This is a genomic window from Plasticicumulans lactativorans (assembly GCF_004341245.1).
Taxonomy (GTDB): domain Bacteria; phylum Pseudomonadota; class Gammaproteobacteria; order Competibacterales; family Competibacteraceae; genus Plasticicumulans_A; species Plasticicumulans_A lactativorans.
Genome location: NZ_SLWY01000009.1, coordinates 1 through 15,188 on the forward strand (window position 1 = coordinate 1; position 15,188 = coordinate 15,188).

Sequence of the window (15,188 nt, forward strand, 5' to 3'; positions counted from 1 at the left end):
AAGGGCTACCTGTACTTCGCGATGGCCTTCTCGGTGCTGGTGGAGGTGCTCAACCTCTGGGCCACCCAGAAGCGGCGCGCGGGACGGGCCGCCGCGCACGGGCAGGACGCGTGAAGGCGATCCCCGCCGGCGTCGCGCCGCCGCCGCCCGGGCACGCCTCGGCGGCCCGGCGCCTGCGCGGCATCGTGCTGATGTCGCTCGCGGTGCTCTGCTTCGCCGCGCTCGACGCGATGGCCAAGCTGCTGACCCGGCACTACCCGGTGGCCGCCGTGGTGTGGGCGCGCTACGCGGTGCACATGCTGCTGCTGCTGGTGATGTTCGGGCCGCGCCTGCGCGGGCGGCTGCTGCAGACCGCGCGCCCCGGCGCCCAGACCCTGCGTGCGCTGCTGCTGCTCGCCACCACGCTGCTGTTCGTCAGCGGCCTCGGTTACATCCCGCTCGCCGAGGCGACGGCGATCAACTACCTGACGCCGCTGATCGTCACCGGCCTGTCGGTGCCGCTGCTCGGCGAGCGCGTCGGCCGGCCGCAGTGGCTGGCGATGCTGGCGGGCTTCATCGGCGTGCTGGTGATCGTGCGCCCGGGCGGCGCGCTGATGACGCCGGCGGTGCTGCTGCCGTTCTCCGCGGCGATCTGCAACAGCCTCTACCAGATCGTCACGCGCAAGCTCAGCAGCACCGAGACCCCGGTGGTCACCAACTTCATCACCGGCCTGGTCGGCACCCTCGTGATGAGCGTGACGCTGCCGTGGAGCTGGCACACGCCGACGCTGCCGCACGCGCTGCTGATGGTCGGCGCCGGCGTCGCCGGGCTGTGCGGGCACTACCTGCTGACCAGGGCCTTCGAGTGCACCACGCCGGCGGTGGTGGCGCCGTTCAGCTACGGGCAGATCCTGTGGGCGGTGCTGCTCGGCTTCGCCGTCTTCGGCACGCTGCCGGACGCGGCCTCGTTCGCGGGCATCGGGATCATCGCCGCGAGCGGGCTGTACCTGGCGCGCCGCCACCGCGCGCAGGCGCGCAGCGAAGCCCGCCCACGCTAGCCGGCCACCGGAGTTGTCATGCTCGACGTCATCGCGGTCACCGCGCCGATCTTCATCATCATGGCCATCGGCTACGCCGCGGTGCGTGCCGACCTGCTCGCCAAGGCGGAGCTGCGCGCGCTCGGCAAGTTCGTCATCAACTTCGCGCTGCCGGCGCTGATCCTGAAGGCGTTGTCGCAGCGCCCGATCGCCGAGATCCTCAACGTGCCCTACCTCGCGGTCTACGCGCTGGGCTCGGTGACGGTGATGCTCGGCGGCGTCGCCGTCGCCTACTTCATCAGGCGCCGCAGCCTGCCGGTCAGCGCGCTGTACGGCACCGGCATGGCCTTCCCCAACAGCGGCTTCATCGGCTACCCGATCGTGCTGCAGGTGCTCGGGGCGCCGGGGCTGGTGGCGCTGACGCTGACGATGATCGTCGAGAACATGGTGCTGATGCCGCTGGCGATCCTGCTGATGGAAAGCCGCGCCGGCAGCGGCGACAAGGCCTACCGCGTGGCGCTGGCGGCCTTCGCGCGGCTGTTCCGCAGCCCGATCATCCTCGCCATCGTCGCCGGCTTCCTGCTCGCGAGCTTCGACCTGCACCCGCCGGCGCCGGTCGCGCGCGTCATCGACATGCTCGCCGCGGCATCCGGCGCGGTCGCGCTGTTCGTGATCGGCGGCAACCTGGTCGGGCTGGAGGTCAAGGGCATGTTCGGCGACGTCGCGCTGATCATGGTCGGCAAGCTGCTGCTGCACCCGCTGGCGGTGTTCGCGGCGCTGCAGCTGGTGCCGGCGTTCGACCCGACGCTGCAGCGCGCGGCGGTGATGTTCGCCTGCTCGCCGATGATGAGCATCTACCCCATCCTCGGGCAGAAATACGGCCAGGAGGGTTTCTGCTCGGCCGCGCTGATGGCGACCACGACGGCCTCGTTCGTGACCATCAGCAGCTTCCTGTGGCTGATCGAAGCGAGCGGGTACTTCGCCCGCTGACGGCCCGGCGGCACCCGCCGCGGACGTGCGCGGCGGGGCGGGCCTGGCGCCGCGCGCCGGTGCGCGGCGGCGGGACGGGCGCGTTCAGCCCGCCGCGGCGGCGTCGAGCTGCGCGAACACCGCTTCGGCCATGTGGAAGGTGGCGTTGGCGGCCGGCACCCCGCAGTAGATGGCGCTGTGCATCAGCAGCTCCTTGATCTCGTCGCGGGTCACGCCGTTGTTGGCGGCGGCGCGCAGGTGCATGCGCAGTTCATCCTCGCGGTTCATCGCGATCAGCATCGCGATGGTGATCAGGCTGCGCGTGTGGCGCGGCAGTCCCGGGCGGGTCCAGATCTCGCCCCAGGCGTGGCGCGTGATCTGCTCCTGGAACTCCTCGTTGAACGGGGTACGGTTGACCAGCGTGCGGTCGACGTGGGCATCGCCCAGTACGGCGCGGCGCACCTGCATGCCCTGCGCGTAACGTTCCTGCTCGTCCATGCGGGTCTCCTGGCGGTGGGGGTGGGGGGCGTGTGCTTGTGAGGCGCCCGTCCCCGCGGCCGGCCGGCCGCTGGAGTGGGGCGCGGAAGGCACTCTAGCGGCAGGAGGCGGGAAGCATCAAGGGCGATTATCGATTTATTGGCCGATAACCGCCCTTGATGCGGTTCAGTCGAGCCGGGCCAGCAGTGCGCGGGTCGCCGCGAGCGCGCGCCGCGCGCGTTCGAGCGCACCGACGCTGCGTGCCAGGCCGACGGTGGGGATCTCCACGCTGAGCGGCAGGTCGCGCGGCACGGCGCGCAGCAGGCCGAGCAGGTCGAGCCCGCCCTCGCCGGGAAAGCGCCGCTCGCCGCGGGCTTCGGTGAGGATCGCGTCGAGGTCCGCCGGCAGCTCGGCCGGGGCGTCGCAGAGCTGCAGGTAGCGCAACTGCCCGGGCGGGATCGCGGCGATGTCCTCGATGCGGCTGCGCGAGCGGCTGAAGTGCAGCGCGTCGATCAGCAGCCCGGCGTTGGCACGCTTGGCCGCCGTGACGATGCGCGTCGCCTGGCGCAGGTCGCGCGCGTCGGTCCACGGCATGAACTCCAGGCTGGGCGTCAGGCCGTAGGGCGCGGCGGCGTCGCAGAGCGCGGCGAAGCGCTCGATCAGGCGGGCCTCGTCGGGGTCGTTGCCGGCGACCAGCAGGCACTGCGCGCCGAACAGCGCCGAGGTTTCCAGCACCGGGCCGAAGTCGGCGACGCGCGTGTCCGGGCGCAGCCGCAGGATCTCGGTGTCGAACACCTTGACGCCGGTGTCGGCGAGGCGGGCGAGGGTTTCGCGGCGCAGCGGCGTGTCGTCGACGAAGGGGCGGTAGACCTCCTCCGGGGTGGCGGGGATCAGGCGCAGGCCGACGTGGCTGTATCCGGCCTCGGCGGCGCAGGTCACCATCTCCGGCGGGGTGAGTTCGAGCACCGTCAGGGCGGCGAGGGCGATCGGTCGGTTCATCGTCGGTTCTCCCCGGTCACTTCAGCGGCGAGAACGCCGTCGGCAGGCCGATCGTCGAGTGCATGGCGAGCAGCCGCGCCGGGCCGCCCTTGGGCGGCCACGCCCCCTGCGCGACCGAGTCGCTGCGCAGCTGCAGGCGCGCGTCGAGGCTCTGGTAGGGCCAGAGGTGGAAGATGCGCGGCGTGGTGCCGTCGAGCGCGTACATCGCGCCGAGCAGCGGCGAGAACGCGCTGCGCGGGCCGACCGCGTCGCGCCAGGCCTCGATCGTCGGCGCCAGCTCGCCGTGCTTGAGCTGGTAGCTGCGCAGCTCGTAGAAGCGGCCGTACTCGCCCGGCTGGATCGGCGGCATGAACGGGAACGGCGCGAAGGTCTCGATGCGCATGTCGCTCAGCAGCTCGGCGACGCCGAACGGGTCGGCGGCGAGCAGCACGCGCTCGCGCTCGGCATCGAGGGCGGCGGCGTCGGCGTAGCCGCGCAGGACCAGCACCTGGTTCAGCGTGCCGATGTCGGACGTCCAGCAGCCGAGCAAGGTGCCGCCGGCTTCGGGCGCCGTCAGCTGGTCGCGGAGGCGCGGCAGGGCCTGCGCCAGGGCGACGATGGGGAAGGTCAGGGTGATCAGTTCGTAGCGCTTCATCGGCAATCTCCTGCAGGGGGTGGTCGGGCTGGGCGCGCTCAGAGCGCCGCCTCGGGAATGGCTGCCCGCCCGGTGACGGACGGGATCGGCGCGGGTTCGGTCACGCCGGCGAGGTGGCGTCCGGCGATGTAGCCGAAGGTCAGCGCCGGGCCGAGGGTGATGCCGCCACTCGGGTAGTGGCCGGCCATCACGCTCGCCATGTCGTTGCCGACGGCGTAGAGCCCCGCGATCGGCGTGCCGCCGTCGCCGAGCACGCGCGCGGCGGCGTCGGTCTTCAGCCCGGCGAAGGTGCCGAGGCTCCCCGGCAGCAGCTTCACCGCGTAGAACGGGCCGCGTTCCAGCGGCGCCAGGCACGGGTTGGGCGTGTGTTCGGGGTCGGCCATGATGCGGTTGTAGGCCGTGCTGCCCTTGCCGAAGGCGGGGTCGCGGCCTTCGCGGGCGTGGTGGTTGTACTCCGCGACGGTGGTGGCGAGCCCGGCGGGGTCGATGCCGGCGCGCGCGGCCAGTCCTTCGAGGGTGGCGCCGCGCAGCAGGTAGCCCGAACGCAGGTAGGGGGCGAGCGGCACCGGGAAGGGCTTGGCGTAGCCCATGCCGTACTTGCGCAGGGTGCGGTGGTCGCAGATCAGCCAGGCGGCGACCTCGGCGCCGGGCGCGGTGGCGCGGAACATCGCCGCGCCGAAGTCGTGGTAGGACTCGCCTTCGTTGACGAAGCGCCGGCCGCCGGCGTTCACCGCGATGATGCCCGGCTTGGCGCGGTCGATCAGGTGCGGGAACACGCCGCGCGTGCCGTCGCCGCGGCGCACCTCCGACACCGGCGCCCACGCCGCGGGCTGGCCCACGCGGGTATCGACGCGCGCGCCGGCCGCCTCGCCGAGGCGCAGGCCGTCGCCGGTGTTGTCGACCGGCGCCGCCGTCCAGTGCTCGCGCCCGCTCGGGGTCTGCGGGTAGAGCTGCCGGCGCCGCTCGATGTCGTGCGGGAAGCCGCCGCAGGCGAGCACCACGCCACGCCGCGCGGTGATGCGCCGCTCGCCGTCGGCGCCGGCGACGATGGCGCCGCGCACCACGCCGTCCTCGATCAGCAGTTGCCGCGCCGGCGTCGCCAGCAGCGTGCGCACGCCGAGATCGTTGGCCGACTTGAGCAGGCGCGCGGCCAGCGCGTTGCCGTTGACCAGGTGCCGGTTGCGGCCGTGGCGCAGCACGTCGAGCAGGTGCCGCGCGAGGCGCCCGGCGACGTACAGCGCCGAACGCAGCGAGCGCGTGACCTTGAAGAAGTGCTGCAGGTCGGCGCCGGCCGACAGGCCCATGCCGAGGAAGGTCATCTCCGGCAGCGGCCGGCGCAGCCGCGCGAGGTCGGCACCGAGCGCGCGGCCGTCGAAGGGGGCGGCGCACAGCGGCCGGCCGATGCCGCAGCCCGCCGACTGCGGGTGGAAGTCCGGCGTGGCGGTGCCGGGCACGAAGGCGATCGACGTCTCGCGCTCGAAGAACGCCACCATGCGCGGGCCGTTGCTGAGGAAGGCCTCGACCAGTTCGGCGTCGAAGTGCTCGCCGAGTTCGTGGCGCAGGTACTCGCGCGCGGCGTCGACGTCGTCCTGCACGCCGGCGCGGCGCGCCACCGGGTTGCCCGGGATCCACGACCAGCCACCCGACACCGCGGTGGTCCCGCCGAACACCGGCGCCTTCTCGATCACCAGCACGTCGAGTCCGTGGTGGCGCGCGGTGATCGCCGCGGCCATGCCGCCGGCGCCGGAGCCGATCACCAGCACATCACATTCGATCGCAGCACTCGTCATCGTCGGTCCCGTCCCGCGGCGTGTTGTTAACGTTGTTCAATATTGGAACAACATTCAAAATAACGCAAGCGCCGGATGCCGGTGCGGGCTCGCGCGGTGCCGAGCGGCCGCGCACCCGCGATCCGCGGCGACGCGCGGACTAGCCTTGCAGCGGGTTCTGCCAGCGCGCGGGCCGACACAAAGGCATCGCGCACACAAGGCGCGTGGGGGGGCCAGCAGCGGATTGCGGCTCGTGCTGGTCATGTGAATGCGCAGTTTGTGCGATTAAAGAACATAAAGTCGCTAATCGAACTTGACGCTCAGATTAGCTCAGGTAAATTTCCCCCTTAGAAGTTCTATTATCAATCATAAGTGCGCTAATCGCACACAGGAGGAGAAGATGAGCCACCGCTTTCCTGCCCAGGTGACCTTCGGCCGCCTGCTCGCCACCGCGACGCACACCGCCACCCGCACGTTGCCGCGCTGACGCCCTGCCCCGTGCGGGCGGGTGTACACGGCCCGCCCGCATGGGGCGCAAAGAAAACTCAAGGGGAGCGCCGCTCGCGCGAACGGCCAGGGGCACCCCGAGCGATACCGCATCCGGCCCGCACCCAGGTGCGCGGACCGACCCGAAACCACCCGAGGGAGAGTCATGAAGAGAATCGTCGACGGGTACTTCAACCTGCTGAAATTCATCATCGCCGCCTGCCTGGCGATGATGGTGATCCTGGTGTTCGGCAACGTCGTGCTGCGTTATGCCTTCAACACCGGCATTTCCGTTTCCGAAGAACTGTCGCGCTGGTTCTTCGTCTGGCTGACCTTCCTCGGCGCCATCATCGGCCTGCGCGAGTACGGCCACCTCGGCGTCGACATGCTGGTGTCGCGGCTGGCGCCGACCGGCAAGAAGGCCTGCCTGATCGCCAGCCAGCTGCTGATGCTCTACGCGACCTGGCTGTTCCTGCAGGGCAGCTGGCAGCAGACCGTGATCAACCTCGACGTCATGGCCCCCGCGTCCGGGCTGTCGATGGGCATCTTCTACGGCGTCGGCGTCGTCTTCAGCGTTTCCGCCGGCCTGATCCTGTTCTATGACCTCTACCGCGTGGTGTCCGGCAAGCTCAGCGAGGCCGAGCTGGTGATGGTCAAGGAGTCCGAGGAGCTGGCCGAGGTCGAGGAACTGCAGAAGGAACTCGACGAGCAGGAACGCCACGCCCACGCCACCGATTCGCGCCGTTAAGCACGACCGCCCAGGAATCCGCCCATGACCATTCTCGTCTTTCTCGGGTCCCTGCTCGGGGCCATGGCGATCGGCATGCCGATCGCGTACGCCCTGCTGCTCTGCGGCGTCGCGCTGATGGTTCAGCTCGACATGTTCGATGCGCAGATCATCGCGCAGAACCTGATCAACGGTGCCGACAGCTTTCCGCTGATGGCCGTGCCCTTCTTCATGCTCGCCGGCGAAATCATGAACACCGGCGGCCTGTCCAAGCGCATCGTGCACCTCGCGCTGACCATGGTCGGCCACATCAAGGGCGGCCTCGGCTACGTCGCCATTCTCGCCGCCGTGGTGCTGGCGAGCCTGTCGGGCTCGGCGGTCGCCGACGCCGCCGCGCTGTCGGCGCTGCTGGTGCCGATGATGGTCAAGGCCGGCCACAACCGCGCGAGCTCCGCCGGCCTGATCGCCTCGGCCGGCATCATCGGCCCGATCATCCCGCCCAGCATCGGCTTCATCGTCTTCGGCGTGGCGAGCGGGCTGTCGATCTCCAAGCTGTTCCTGGCCGGCATCTTCCCCGGCGTGCTGATCGGCATGGGCCTGTGCGCCGCCTGGTGGTGGGTGTCGCGCAAGGAGGACCTGGAAACCCCGCCGCGCAAGTCACCCAAGGAGGTGTTCCAGGCCTTCGTCGACGGCATCTGGGCGCTGATGCTGCCGGGCATCATCATCTTCGGCCTCAAGCTCGGCGTGTTCACGCCCACCGAGGCCGGCGTGGTCGCCGCGGTGTACTCGCTGTTCGTCGCCACCTTCATCTACCGCGAACTGAAGCCGTCCGCGATCTACGCGGTGTTCGTCACCGCCGCCAAGACCACCGCCGTGGTGATGTTCCTGGTGGCCGCCTCGCTGGTGTCGGCGTGGCTGATCACCGTCGCCGACCTGCCCGGCCAGGTGGTCGAGCTGCTGGCGCCGTTCATGGGCAATCAGACGCTGCTGATGCTGATGATCATGCTGCTGGTGGTCGTCGTGGGTACCGCGATGGACATGACCCCGACCATCCTGATCCTCACGCCGGTGCTGATGCCGGTGGTCAAGGAAGCCGGCATCGACCCGATCTACTTCGGCGTGCTGTTCATCATCAACAACGCGATCGGCCTGATCACGCCGCCGGTGGGCACCGTGCTCAACGTGGTGGCGGGGGTCTCCAAGGTCAGCATGGACGACGTCATGAAGGGGGTGTGGCCGTTCATGCTCGCCGAGCTGATCGTGCTCGGCCTGCTGGTCCTGTTCCCCGCGCTGGTGATCGTGCCGGCCCGCTGGTTCGGCGGCTGAGGAAGCGTCTCATCGGCCCGCCGCGCCTGGTGCACGCGGCGGGTGTCTCGCAGCAGGGCGGCGTCCTGGGCGTCGCCGGCACCGCCGTACCCCGCGGTACCGGCATCCGGCCTCGCGGCCGTGGTGCCAGGCACCGTGCCGGACCAAAAACACAACGCCCAGACATCCACCGGGCACTGACGGAGAATCGACCATGAAGAACCTCAAGACCTGCATCGGCACCCTGGCCGCGGGCCTGCTGCTGGCCGTGGGCGTCAGCCACGCGGCGATCAACGAACGCAACTTCAAGCTCGCGCTGGTCGTCGACAAGGGCACCGCGCAGTACGACGGCGTCGAGAAGTTCGCCAGCCTGGTCAAGGAGAAGAGCGGCGGCAAGCTGAACGTCAAGCTGTTCCCGGGCGGCACGCTCGGCGGCGACCTGCAGGTGCTGTCCTCGCTGCAGGGCGGAACCATCGAGATGACGCTGACCAACGCGAGCCTGCTGCAGGGCCTGAGCAAGCCGATGGCGGTCTACGACCTGCCCTTCCTGTTCAACACCGCCAAGGAGGCCGACGCCATCGTCGACGGGCCGATCGGCCAGAAGCTGCTCGCGCCGCTGCCGGAGAAGGGCGTGGTCGGGCTCGCCTACTGGGAGCTGGGCTTCCGCCAGGTCCACAACAGCAAGCACCCGATCAACAAGGTCGAGGACTTCGCGGGGCTGAAGATCCGTGTGATCCAGACGCCGATCTACATCGACTTCATGAACACGATGGGCGCCAACGCGGTGCCGCTGCCCTTCCCCGAGGTCTACACCGCGCTCGAAACCAAGACCGTCGACGGCGCGACCAACCCGACGATCACCATGGTGGTGCAGAAGTTCTACGAGGTGCAGAAGTACCTGTCGCTCACCAACCACATGTACAACCCGCAGTTGCTGATGATCAGCAAGAAGACCTGGGACAAGCTGAACGACGAGGAGAAGAAGGTCATCCAGGACGCCGCCAACGAGGCGCGTGACTACCAGCGCCAGGTGTCGCGCAAGAAGGCGGCGGAGTCGCTGGAGGAGCTGAAGAAGCACGTCACCGTCAACGAGGTGGCGCCGGCCGAGATCGCCCGCATGCGCGAGAAGGCCCAGCCGGTGATCGACAAGTACAGCAAGGAAGTCGGCGAGGACCTGGTCAAGGAGATCAACGCCGCGCTCGAGAAGATGCGCGCGGCCAAGTGATGCCGGGCCGCCGCCCCGCCGGGGGCGGCGGCACCGCGGACGGCCCCCGCGGCCATCGACGCAGACCCGGGGCCCGCACCGACGCTTTCGGTGCGGGCGCCCCGCTCAGGAGACAGCAGCACATGAAAACACTCGGCACCCTGTTGGCGGCCGGGCTCGTCGCCCTCGCGCCGATGGCGGCGTGGTCGCAGCAGCCCCCCGTCAAGATCGTCGACATCGTGGAGCTCTCGGGCGACGGCAAGGTCGCCGGCACCCGCTTCAACGACGGCGTGCTCCTCGCGGTCAAGGAGATCAACGCCGCCGGCGGCATCCTCGGGCGCAGGCTGGAGGTGCAGACCTTCGACACCCAGAGCAAGCCTGAACTGGCGAGCGCGTTCGCGCGCCAGGCCGCGGCGGGCGACACCTACGCGGTGATGGGGCCGGTGTTCTCCGGTTCCATCCTCGAAAGCATGAAGGAAACGCAGCGCGCCGAGATCCCCAACTTCATCGGCGGCGAGGCCGACGAGATCACCGCGCAGGGCAACCCCTACGTGTTCCGCACCTCGCTGCGCCAGTCCGACTCGATGCCCAAGCTCGCGCGCTACATGCGCCAGGGCCTGCGCGCGAAGACGGCGGCGATGGTGTGGGTCGACAGCGCCTTCGGCCGCGGCGGCCACGAGGCGATGAGCAAGGCCCTGGCCGCGGAAGGCATCAGGCTGGTGGCCGACATCGTCACCCAGCCGCGGCAGAGCGACTTCGCCGACGCCGCCGCCAAGGTGAAGGCCGCCAATGCCGACGCGACCTTCGTCTACCTCACCGAGGACGAGTCCGCCGACTTCCTGCGCGCGCTCAGGCGCCAGGACTACCAGCGCTGGGTGGTGGGCGAGACCACGCTGATCGGGCAGAGCGTGCTCACCCGTGCGGGCGAGGCCGCGAACGGCATCCGCGGCCACGTCGGCCTCACCCCGCACGCGCTGTCGCCGACCATCCGCGCCTTCGACAACGCCTTCCTGCGCGAATACGGCTACCGCAGCGACCACAACGGCATGAAGGGCTACACCGCCGTGTACGTGCTGAAGGCGGTCACCGAGAAGATCGGCAGCTTCGACCGCAAGGCCTTCGCCGCGGCGATGAAGAACCTCACGCTCAGCGCCAAGGACCACCCCGGCGTGCTGATCGACGTGAAGTACGACGACAAGGGCGATCTCGCCCGCACCAGCTACATCGTGCGGATCAGCGGCGGCCGCCACGAGTTCATCGCGACGCTGCCGGCCGGGAACGCCGCGCAGCCCTGAGCCACCCCACGCCGGCCGGCCGCGTCGCGGCCGCGCCGCATCCGCCATCGCGCACGACGGAGGAACCCATGTACACCCACATCCTGCTGCCCACCGACGGCTCCGAGCGCTCGGAACGGGCGATCAGCACCGGCATCGAGCTGGCCAGGCGCCTCGGCGCGCGCGTCACCGGCCTGTACGTGCAGGCCGAGAGCCGCATCGCCGGCGGCCTCAACAAGTCGATGATCCCCGAGACCGAAGAGCACACCAACGCGCTCGCGCAGACCTTCCTCGCCCCGATCAGCGCCGCGGCGCAGGCCGCCGGCGTGGCCTGCGAGTGCTTCTACGTCCACGGCGAAACCCCGCACGAGGAGATCATCCGCGCTGCGGAAAGCCGCGGCTGCGACCTCATCGTGATGGCCTCGCACGGCCGGCGCGGCCTCGCCAGCCTGCTGGTCGGCAGCGAGACCCAGCACGTGCTGACCCTCTGCAAGGTGCCGGTGCTGGTCTGCCGCTGAGCGCGGCGGCGGCTCAGGCCGACGGCGGCTGGCGCGGGCCGGCCGCGGCGCGGCTGAACAGCGGCGAGGCGCCGCTGGCGGCGGCGAGTTCGTCGGCGACGGCGATGAGCGTCGGGCCGAGCGCGAGCATGCGCTCCTCGGTGAGGCGCACGTGCGGACCGGCGATGCTGAGGGTGCCGATGGCGGGCTGGCCGGGGCGGCGCACCGGCGCGGACATCGCCGCCATGCCGGGGGCGAAGGTCTCGCGGGTCAGGCTGAAGCCGCGCGCGCGCGCCGCGTGCAGGTGTTCGAGCAACTGCGCCACGGTGACCGGGGCGTTGACGCCGAACTGCTCGCGGCTGCCGAAGCCCTGGCGGGCGACGAGTTCGAGGGCCTGCTCGTCGGACAGCGTCATCAGCCAGGCGTGGCCGGAGGCGGAACAGGACAGCGGCGCCTCGGTGCCCATGTCCGGGTCGTAGCGCAGGCCGCTGCGCGCGCCCTGCGCCTTGGCGACGAAGGTCAGCGTGTCGCCGTCGATGACGGCGAGACGCACCAGCTCGCCGGAGGCCTCGGCGAGGCGTTCGAGCAGGGGCTGGGCGATGTCGACCACGCCGGAGCGCGACAGGAAGCTCAGCCCCAGCGAGACCAGCTTGGTGGTCAGCACGTAGTCGCCCTGCGCACGCAGCTGGCGCACGTAGCCGTGCTGGGCGAGTTCGGCGAGCAGGCGGTGCGCGGCGCTGCGGGGGATGTCGAGGTCGTCGGCGAGGCTGGCGAGCGGCAGGCCCTGGGGATGGGCGGCGAGGTGCTCGAGGATGCCGAGGGTGCGTCCGAGAATGCCGTTCATGGTAGGTGGCCCGGGAGTGGATGACGGGGGCGGGCGGCGGGCCGCTCCGAAGCGGAGCAGAAATACCCGAATCGGACCCGCTTGTCTGCCGCCGCCGCTCCCCGCCGCCGCGGCTAAACGGTCACCGTGAAGGCCCCGGCGAAGCCCGGGCGTTCGCGCGGATAGCCGTGCGGGTTGGCGACGACGCGGGTGCCGCCGACCGCGTAGTCGCAGGCGCAGTGGCTGTGCCCGTGTACCCACAGCGTCACCCGCACGCCGTCGAGGCAGGCACCGAGATCCGAGGCGAAGGCGGCGGAGACCGGGTCGTCGGCGTAGCGCGGTTCGAGCGAGGCCGGGTGCGGCGCGTGGTGCGTCAGCACCACGGTCGGCCCCGGCTGCGCCCGCGCGAGCCGCCCGGTGAGCCAGGCGCGGCTGCGCTGGTGCCAGCGCACGGTGTCGCCCGCGCGCAGGCTGCGCCGGCCGACGCGGATGCAGCGGTAGTCGGGCATGCAGGCGGTGGCGGCCGCCTGCGCCGGGGCCGGCGCGCCGAACAGCGCGAAGTCGGTCCACAGCGTCGCGCCGAGGAAGCGCACGCCGCCGATGCGTACCGCGCTGTCGTCGAGCAGCGTCACGCCGAGGGCGGCGGCACGCGCACGCAGGTGCGCGCGGATGCGCGCGTGCGTCCATCCCGGCGCCGGGGCGTAGAACTCGTGGTTGCCGGGCACGTAGAGCACCGGCAGCCCGGCGGGCAGCAGCGGCGCCAGCGCATCGAGCGCGTGCGGGCCGTCGGCGACGTCACCGGCGACCAGCAGCAGGTCGGCATCGCTGTGCGCGGCGTACGCGCCGAGCTCGGCGGCGCGCGCCGGAGGGTGGTGGTCCAGATGCAGGTCGCTCCACACCAGGAGCTTCATCGCGCCCGGCCTCCCGCCGTCGTGCGGCCGCGCGCGATCACGGCTGCGGTGGCGCGCGTTCCCGGCTCAGGCGGCCGGGGTGACGCGGTAGAGCTGGGAGAGGTAGGCGCGCGCGCTCGCCTCCCAGCCGAAGCGCGCGGCGGCGGCGGCGTCGCGCAGTGCCTGCCAGCGCGCGGCGTCGCGGTGCCAGTCGAGCGCGCGCTTCAGCGTGGCGACCAGCGCGTCGGCCTGCTGCGCCGGGCTGTCGCCGCTGAAGGCGAAGCCGGTCACGCCGTCCTCGACGGTGTCGCGCAGCCCGCCGACCGCGTGCACCAGGCACGGCTGGCCGGCGCGCATCGCCAGCATCTGGCTGATGCCGCAGGGTTCGAACGAGCTCGGCATCAGGAACAGGTCGCCGCCGGCGTAGAGCTGCGCCGACAGCGCGTCGGAGTAGCCGCGCAGGAAGGCGAAGTTGGCGTGGCGCGCGCTGGTCGCGGTCAGCCAGGCCTCGAGCGCCGGGTCGCCGCTGCCGAGCGCGAGCAGCACGCCGGCGTCGCCGAGGGCGTCGAGCAGCGCCACCAGCGCCGGGCGGCCGTCGCTGCCGGGCTGGCGCAGCAGGCGCACCTTCTGGTCGGTGACGCGCCCGACGCTGGTCAGCACGAGCGGCGGGCGCTGCGCGCGCGCGCGCCACTCGGCGAGCCGCGCCTGGGCGACGAAGTGCGCGCTCGGCACGCCCGGCGCCGCGGCCGCCCAGCCGAGCACGCAGTCGTGCGCGGCGCCGAGCAGCTGCGCCCAGCCCGGCGCCGGCGGCGGAGCGTCCGGATACTCGCAGCCGTTGAGGATGCCGAACAGCCGCCCCTGGGCCTCGGCGTGGCGCAGGTCGCCTTCGAGGCCCTCGCCGCCGTAGCGCCCGCGGTTGTCGACCTCGCTGGGTTCGAGGATCTCGCGGGCGTAGCTCGGCGACACCGCGTGCACCGCATCGGCGAGGCGGATCGCCGCCGCCAGCGGGTTCACGCACTCGGGCCAGCGCGGATCGGCGAGCAGCCCGTGCTCGTAGCCGAGCCCCGGGTACCACGCGGCGAGCGAGGAGGGGTGGCCGCCGAGCGGGCGCACCCCCTGCAGCGCCAGGTTGTGCAGGCTGAGCACGCAGCGCAGCCCCTGCAGCGGGGCGTAGGCGGGGTGGAAGCGGCGCAGGATGGCGAGGAAGGCCGCGTGCCAGTCGTGCAGGTGCAGCACGTCGACGCGGCCGAAGCGCCCGTCGAGCAGCGCGCGCCCGGCGGCGGCGCAGAACAGCGCGAAGCGCGTCGCATCGCTCGCGAACGGCGCATCCGGCGGGTCGTCGCAGTAGATGCGCCCGCCGGCGTCGAAGCGCGGGTGCTCGATCACGCAGTGGCGCACGCCGGGGTGCGCCCGCCGCCCCGGCACCTCGAACAGCATCACGCTGTGCGGGCTGCCGCCGAAGTCCACTGCCTGCGGGCCCAGGCACTGCGCCCCCGGCACCGTGGCGAGGAAGCCGTAGCCCGGCGTGAGCACGGTGACGGTGCAGCCGAGCGCGGCGAGCGCCGGTGCGATGTCGCGCACTACGTCGCCGATGCCGCCGACCTTGCCGCCGGGCAGGGCGTCGTTCTCGGCGGCGAGCATCAGGATGTGCGGGCCCTGGTTCATGGCGTCGGATGTCCTTGGCGGGGGAGGGGCGGCGCGGCGCCGCGGTCTAGACGTGCGGGAAGTCGGGGTTCCACGCGACTTCCCAGAGGAAGCCGTCGGGGTCGGCGAAGTAGCCCGTGTAGCCGCCCCAGAAGGCGGGCTGGCCGGGCTTGACGATGCGCCCGCCGGCGGCGGCGACCTCGGCGAGCAGCGCGTCGACCGCGGCCGCGGAGCGCACGTTGTGCGCGAGCGTGAAGCCGGCGAAGCCGCTGCCGGCCGCCGGCACGCCGGCATCGGCGGCGAGCTCGGCGCGCGGGAACAGGCTGAGCCAGGTCTTGCCGAGCTCGAAGAAGGCCACGCCCGCGCCGTCGGGCAGCGCGATGCGCGGCAGCTTCAGCACCTGCTCGTAGAAGGCCGTCGCGCGCGCCAGGTCACCGACGCCGAGCGTGACGAAGCTGAGCCGGGGCTCCATGC

Annotated in this window: 15 protein-coding genes and 1 pseudogene; 8 read left to right on the forward strand and 8 right to left on the reverse strand. The window is 71.6% G+C overall.

Features of this window, described 5'->3' with window-relative positions:
* The 3 genes and pseudogenes from EV699_RS20510 to EV699_RS08785 form a co-directional block, all read left to right on the forward strand.
* Positions 1 to 114 (forward strand): annotated as a pseudogene (locus tag EV699_RS20510) (TerC family protein); the annotation flags it as partial.
* Between the two features lie 5 nt (positions 115 to 119).
* Positions 120 to 1,037: a DMT family transporter gene (locus EV699_RS08780; protein WP_279389405.1), complete on the forward strand. Its 918-nt coding sequence runs from the start codon at positions 120 to 122 to the stop codon at positions 1,035 to 1,037.
* An 18-nt stretch (positions 1,038 to 1,055) separates the two neighbouring features.
* Positions 1,056 to 2,006 (forward strand): AEC family transporter, encoded by a 951-nt coding sequence (locus EV699_RS08785; RefSeq protein WP_132541693.1) that lies wholly within the window; start codon positions 1,056 to 1,058, stop codon positions 2,004 to 2,006.
* A gap of 84 nt (positions 2,007 to 2,090) precedes the next feature.
* Here EV699_RS08785 and pcaC read toward each other — a convergent pair whose 3' ends face one another.
* The 4 genes from pcaC to EV699_RS08805 all read right to left on the reverse strand — a co-directional run bounded on the left by pcaC (position 2,091) and on the right by EV699_RS08805 (position 5,885).
* A complete protein-coding gene (gene pcaC, locus EV699_RS08790) occupies positions 2,091 to 2,483 on the reverse strand; it encodes a 4-carboxymuconolactone decarboxylase (protein ID WP_132541696.1) in 393 nt (130 codons plus the stop codon).
* A 165-nt stretch (positions 2,484 to 2,648) separates the two neighbouring features.
* The gene (locus tag EV699_RS08795) at positions 2,649 to 3,461 is read right to left on the reverse strand and encodes a sugar phosphate isomerase/epimerase family protein (RefSeq protein WP_132541699.1); all 813 of its coding nucleotides are present in this window, start codon (positions 3,459 to 3,461) and stop codon (positions 2,649 to 2,651) included.
* 16 nt (positions 3,462 to 3,477) lie between these two features.
* Positions 3,478 to 4,095 (reverse strand): NIPSNAP family protein, encoded by a 618-nt coding sequence (locus tag EV699_RS08800; RefSeq protein ID WP_132541702.1) that lies wholly within the window; start codon positions 4,093 to 4,095, stop codon positions 3,478 to 3,480.
* 38 nt (positions 4,096 to 4,133) lie between these two features.
* A complete protein-coding gene (locus tag EV699_RS08805) occupies positions 4,134 to 5,885 on the reverse strand; it encodes an FAD-dependent oxidoreductase (RefSeq protein WP_132541705.1) in 1,752 nt (583 codons plus the stop codon).
* A 631-nt stretch (positions 5,886 to 6,516) separates the two neighbouring features.
* On the opposite strand from EV699_RS08805, the gene EV699_RS08810 reads away from it, so the two are divergent.
* The 5 genes from EV699_RS08810 (at position 6,517) to EV699_RS08830 (ending at position 11,378) form a co-directional block, all read left to right on the forward strand.
* Positions 6,517 to 7,098 (forward strand): TRAP transporter small permease, encoded by a 582-nt coding sequence (locus EV699_RS08810; RefSeq protein WP_132541708.1) that lies wholly within the window; start codon positions 6,517 to 6,519, stop codon positions 7,096 to 7,098.
* Between the two features lie 24 nt (positions 7,099 to 7,122).
* On the forward strand, positions 7,123 to 8,403 hold the full coding sequence (locus EV699_RS08815) for a TRAP transporter large permease subunit (RefSeq protein WP_132541711.1): 1,281 nt from the start codon (positions 7,123 to 7,125) through the stop codon (positions 8,401 to 8,403).
* A 193-nt stretch (positions 8,404 to 8,596) separates the two neighbouring features.
* Positions 8,597 to 9,607: a TRAP transporter substrate-binding protein gene (locus EV699_RS08820; RefSeq protein ID WP_132541714.1), complete on the forward strand. Its 1,011-nt coding sequence runs from the start codon at positions 8,597 to 8,599 to the stop codon at positions 9,605 to 9,607.
* A gap of 122 nt (positions 9,608 to 9,729) precedes the next feature.
* Entirely contained in the window at positions 9,730 to 10,881 is a 1,152-nt protein-coding gene (locus EV699_RS08825; RefSeq protein WP_132541717.1) for an ABC transporter substrate-binding protein, read from the forward strand.
* Positions 10,882 to 10,949: 68 nt separating this feature from the next.
* Positions 10,950 to 11,378 (forward strand): universal stress protein, encoded by a 429-nt coding sequence (locus EV699_RS08830; protein ID WP_132541719.1) that lies wholly within the window; start codon positions 10,950 to 10,952, stop codon positions 11,376 to 11,378.
* Positions 11,379 to 11,391: 13 nt separating this feature from the next.
* On the opposite strand, the gene EV699_RS08835 is transcribed toward EV699_RS08830, so the two are convergent.
* The 4 genes from EV699_RS08835 to EV699_RS08850 form a co-directional block, all read right to left on the reverse strand.
* Positions 11,392 to 12,201 (reverse strand): IclR family transcriptional regulator, encoded by an 810-nt coding sequence (locus EV699_RS08835; RefSeq protein ID WP_132541722.1) that lies wholly within the window; start codon positions 12,199 to 12,201, stop codon positions 11,392 to 11,394.
* A 113-nt stretch (positions 12,202 to 12,314) separates the two neighbouring features.
* Positions 12,315 to 13,091 carry a metallophosphoesterase gene (locus EV699_RS08840; RefSeq protein WP_132541725.1) on the reverse strand — a complete coding sequence of 259 codons (777 nt, stop codon included), beginning with the start codon at positions 13,089 to 13,091 and terminating at the stop codon, positions 12,315 to 12,317.
* Positions 13,092 to 13,157: 66 nt separating this feature from the next.
* On the reverse strand, positions 13,158 to 14,735 hold the full coding sequence (locus EV699_RS08845) for a glycogen synthase (protein WP_243662608.1): 1,578 nt from the start codon (positions 14,733 to 14,735) through the stop codon (positions 13,158 to 13,160).
* Between the two features lie 46 nt (positions 14,736 to 14,781).
* A complete protein-coding gene (locus tag EV699_RS08850; RefSeq protein ID WP_132541728.1) occupies positions 14,782 to 15,186 on the reverse strand; it encodes a VOC family protein in 405 nt (134 codons plus the stop codon).
* Positions 15,187 to 15,188 lie beyond the last annotated feature (2 nt).

Excerpts from the sequence above, each read along its gene's own strand:
- EV699_RS08845 (WP_243662608.1), bottom strand. The coding sequence starts at position 14,735 with ATGAACCAGGGCCCGCACATCCTGATGCTCGCCGCCGAGAACGACGCC.
- EV699_RS08840 (WP_132541725.1), bottom strand. The coding sequence starts at position 13,091 with ATGAAGCTCCTGGTGTGGAGCGACCTGCATCTGGACCACCACCCTCCG.
- EV699_RS08785 (WP_132541693.1), top strand. The coding sequence starts at position 1,056 with ATGCTCGACGTCATCGCGGTCACCGCGCCGATCTTCATCATCATGGCC.
- EV699_RS08805 (WP_132541705.1), bottom strand. The coding sequence starts at position 5,885 with ATGACGAGTGCTGCGATCGAATGTGATGTGCTGGTGATCGGCTCCGGC.
- EV699_RS08810 (WP_132541708.1), top strand. The coding sequence starts at position 6,517 with ATGAAGAGAATCGTCGACGGGTACTTCAACCTGCTGAAATTCATCATC.
- EV699_RS08815 (WP_132541711.1), top strand. The coding sequence starts at position 7,123 with ATGACCATTCTCGTCTTTCTCGGGTCCCTGCTCGGGGCCATGGCGATC.
- pcaC (WP_132541696.1), bottom strand. The coding sequence starts at position 2,483 with ATGGACGAGCAGGAACGTTACGCGCAGGGCATGCAGGTGCGCCGCGCC.
- EV699_RS08795 (WP_132541699.1), bottom strand. The coding sequence starts at position 3,461 with ATGAACCGACCGATCGCCCTCGCCGCCCTGACGGTGCTCGAACTCACC.
- EV699_RS08800 (WP_132541702.1), bottom strand. The coding sequence starts at position 4,095 with ATGAAGCGCTACGAACTGATCACCCTGACCTTCCCCATCGTCGCCCTG.
- EV699_RS08825 (WP_132541717.1), top strand. The coding sequence starts at position 9,730 with ATGAAAACACTCGGCACCCTGTTGGCGGCCGGGCTCGTCGCCCTCGCG.
- EV699_RS08820 (WP_132541714.1), top strand. The coding sequence starts at position 8,597 with ATGAAGAACCTCAAGACCTGCATCGGCACCCTGGCCGCGGGCCTGCTG.
- EV699_RS08850 (WP_132541728.1), bottom strand. The coding sequence starts at position 15,186 with ATGGAGCCCCGGCTCAGCTTCGTCACGCTCGGCGTCGGTGACCTGGCG.
- EV699_RS08830 (WP_132541719.1), top strand. The coding sequence starts at position 10,950 with ATGTACACCCACATCCTGCTGCCCACCGACGGCTCCGAGCGCTCGGAA.
- EV699_RS08835 (WP_132541722.1), bottom strand. The coding sequence starts at position 12,201 with ATGAACGGCATTCTCGGACGCACCCTCGGCATCCTCGAGCACCTCGCC.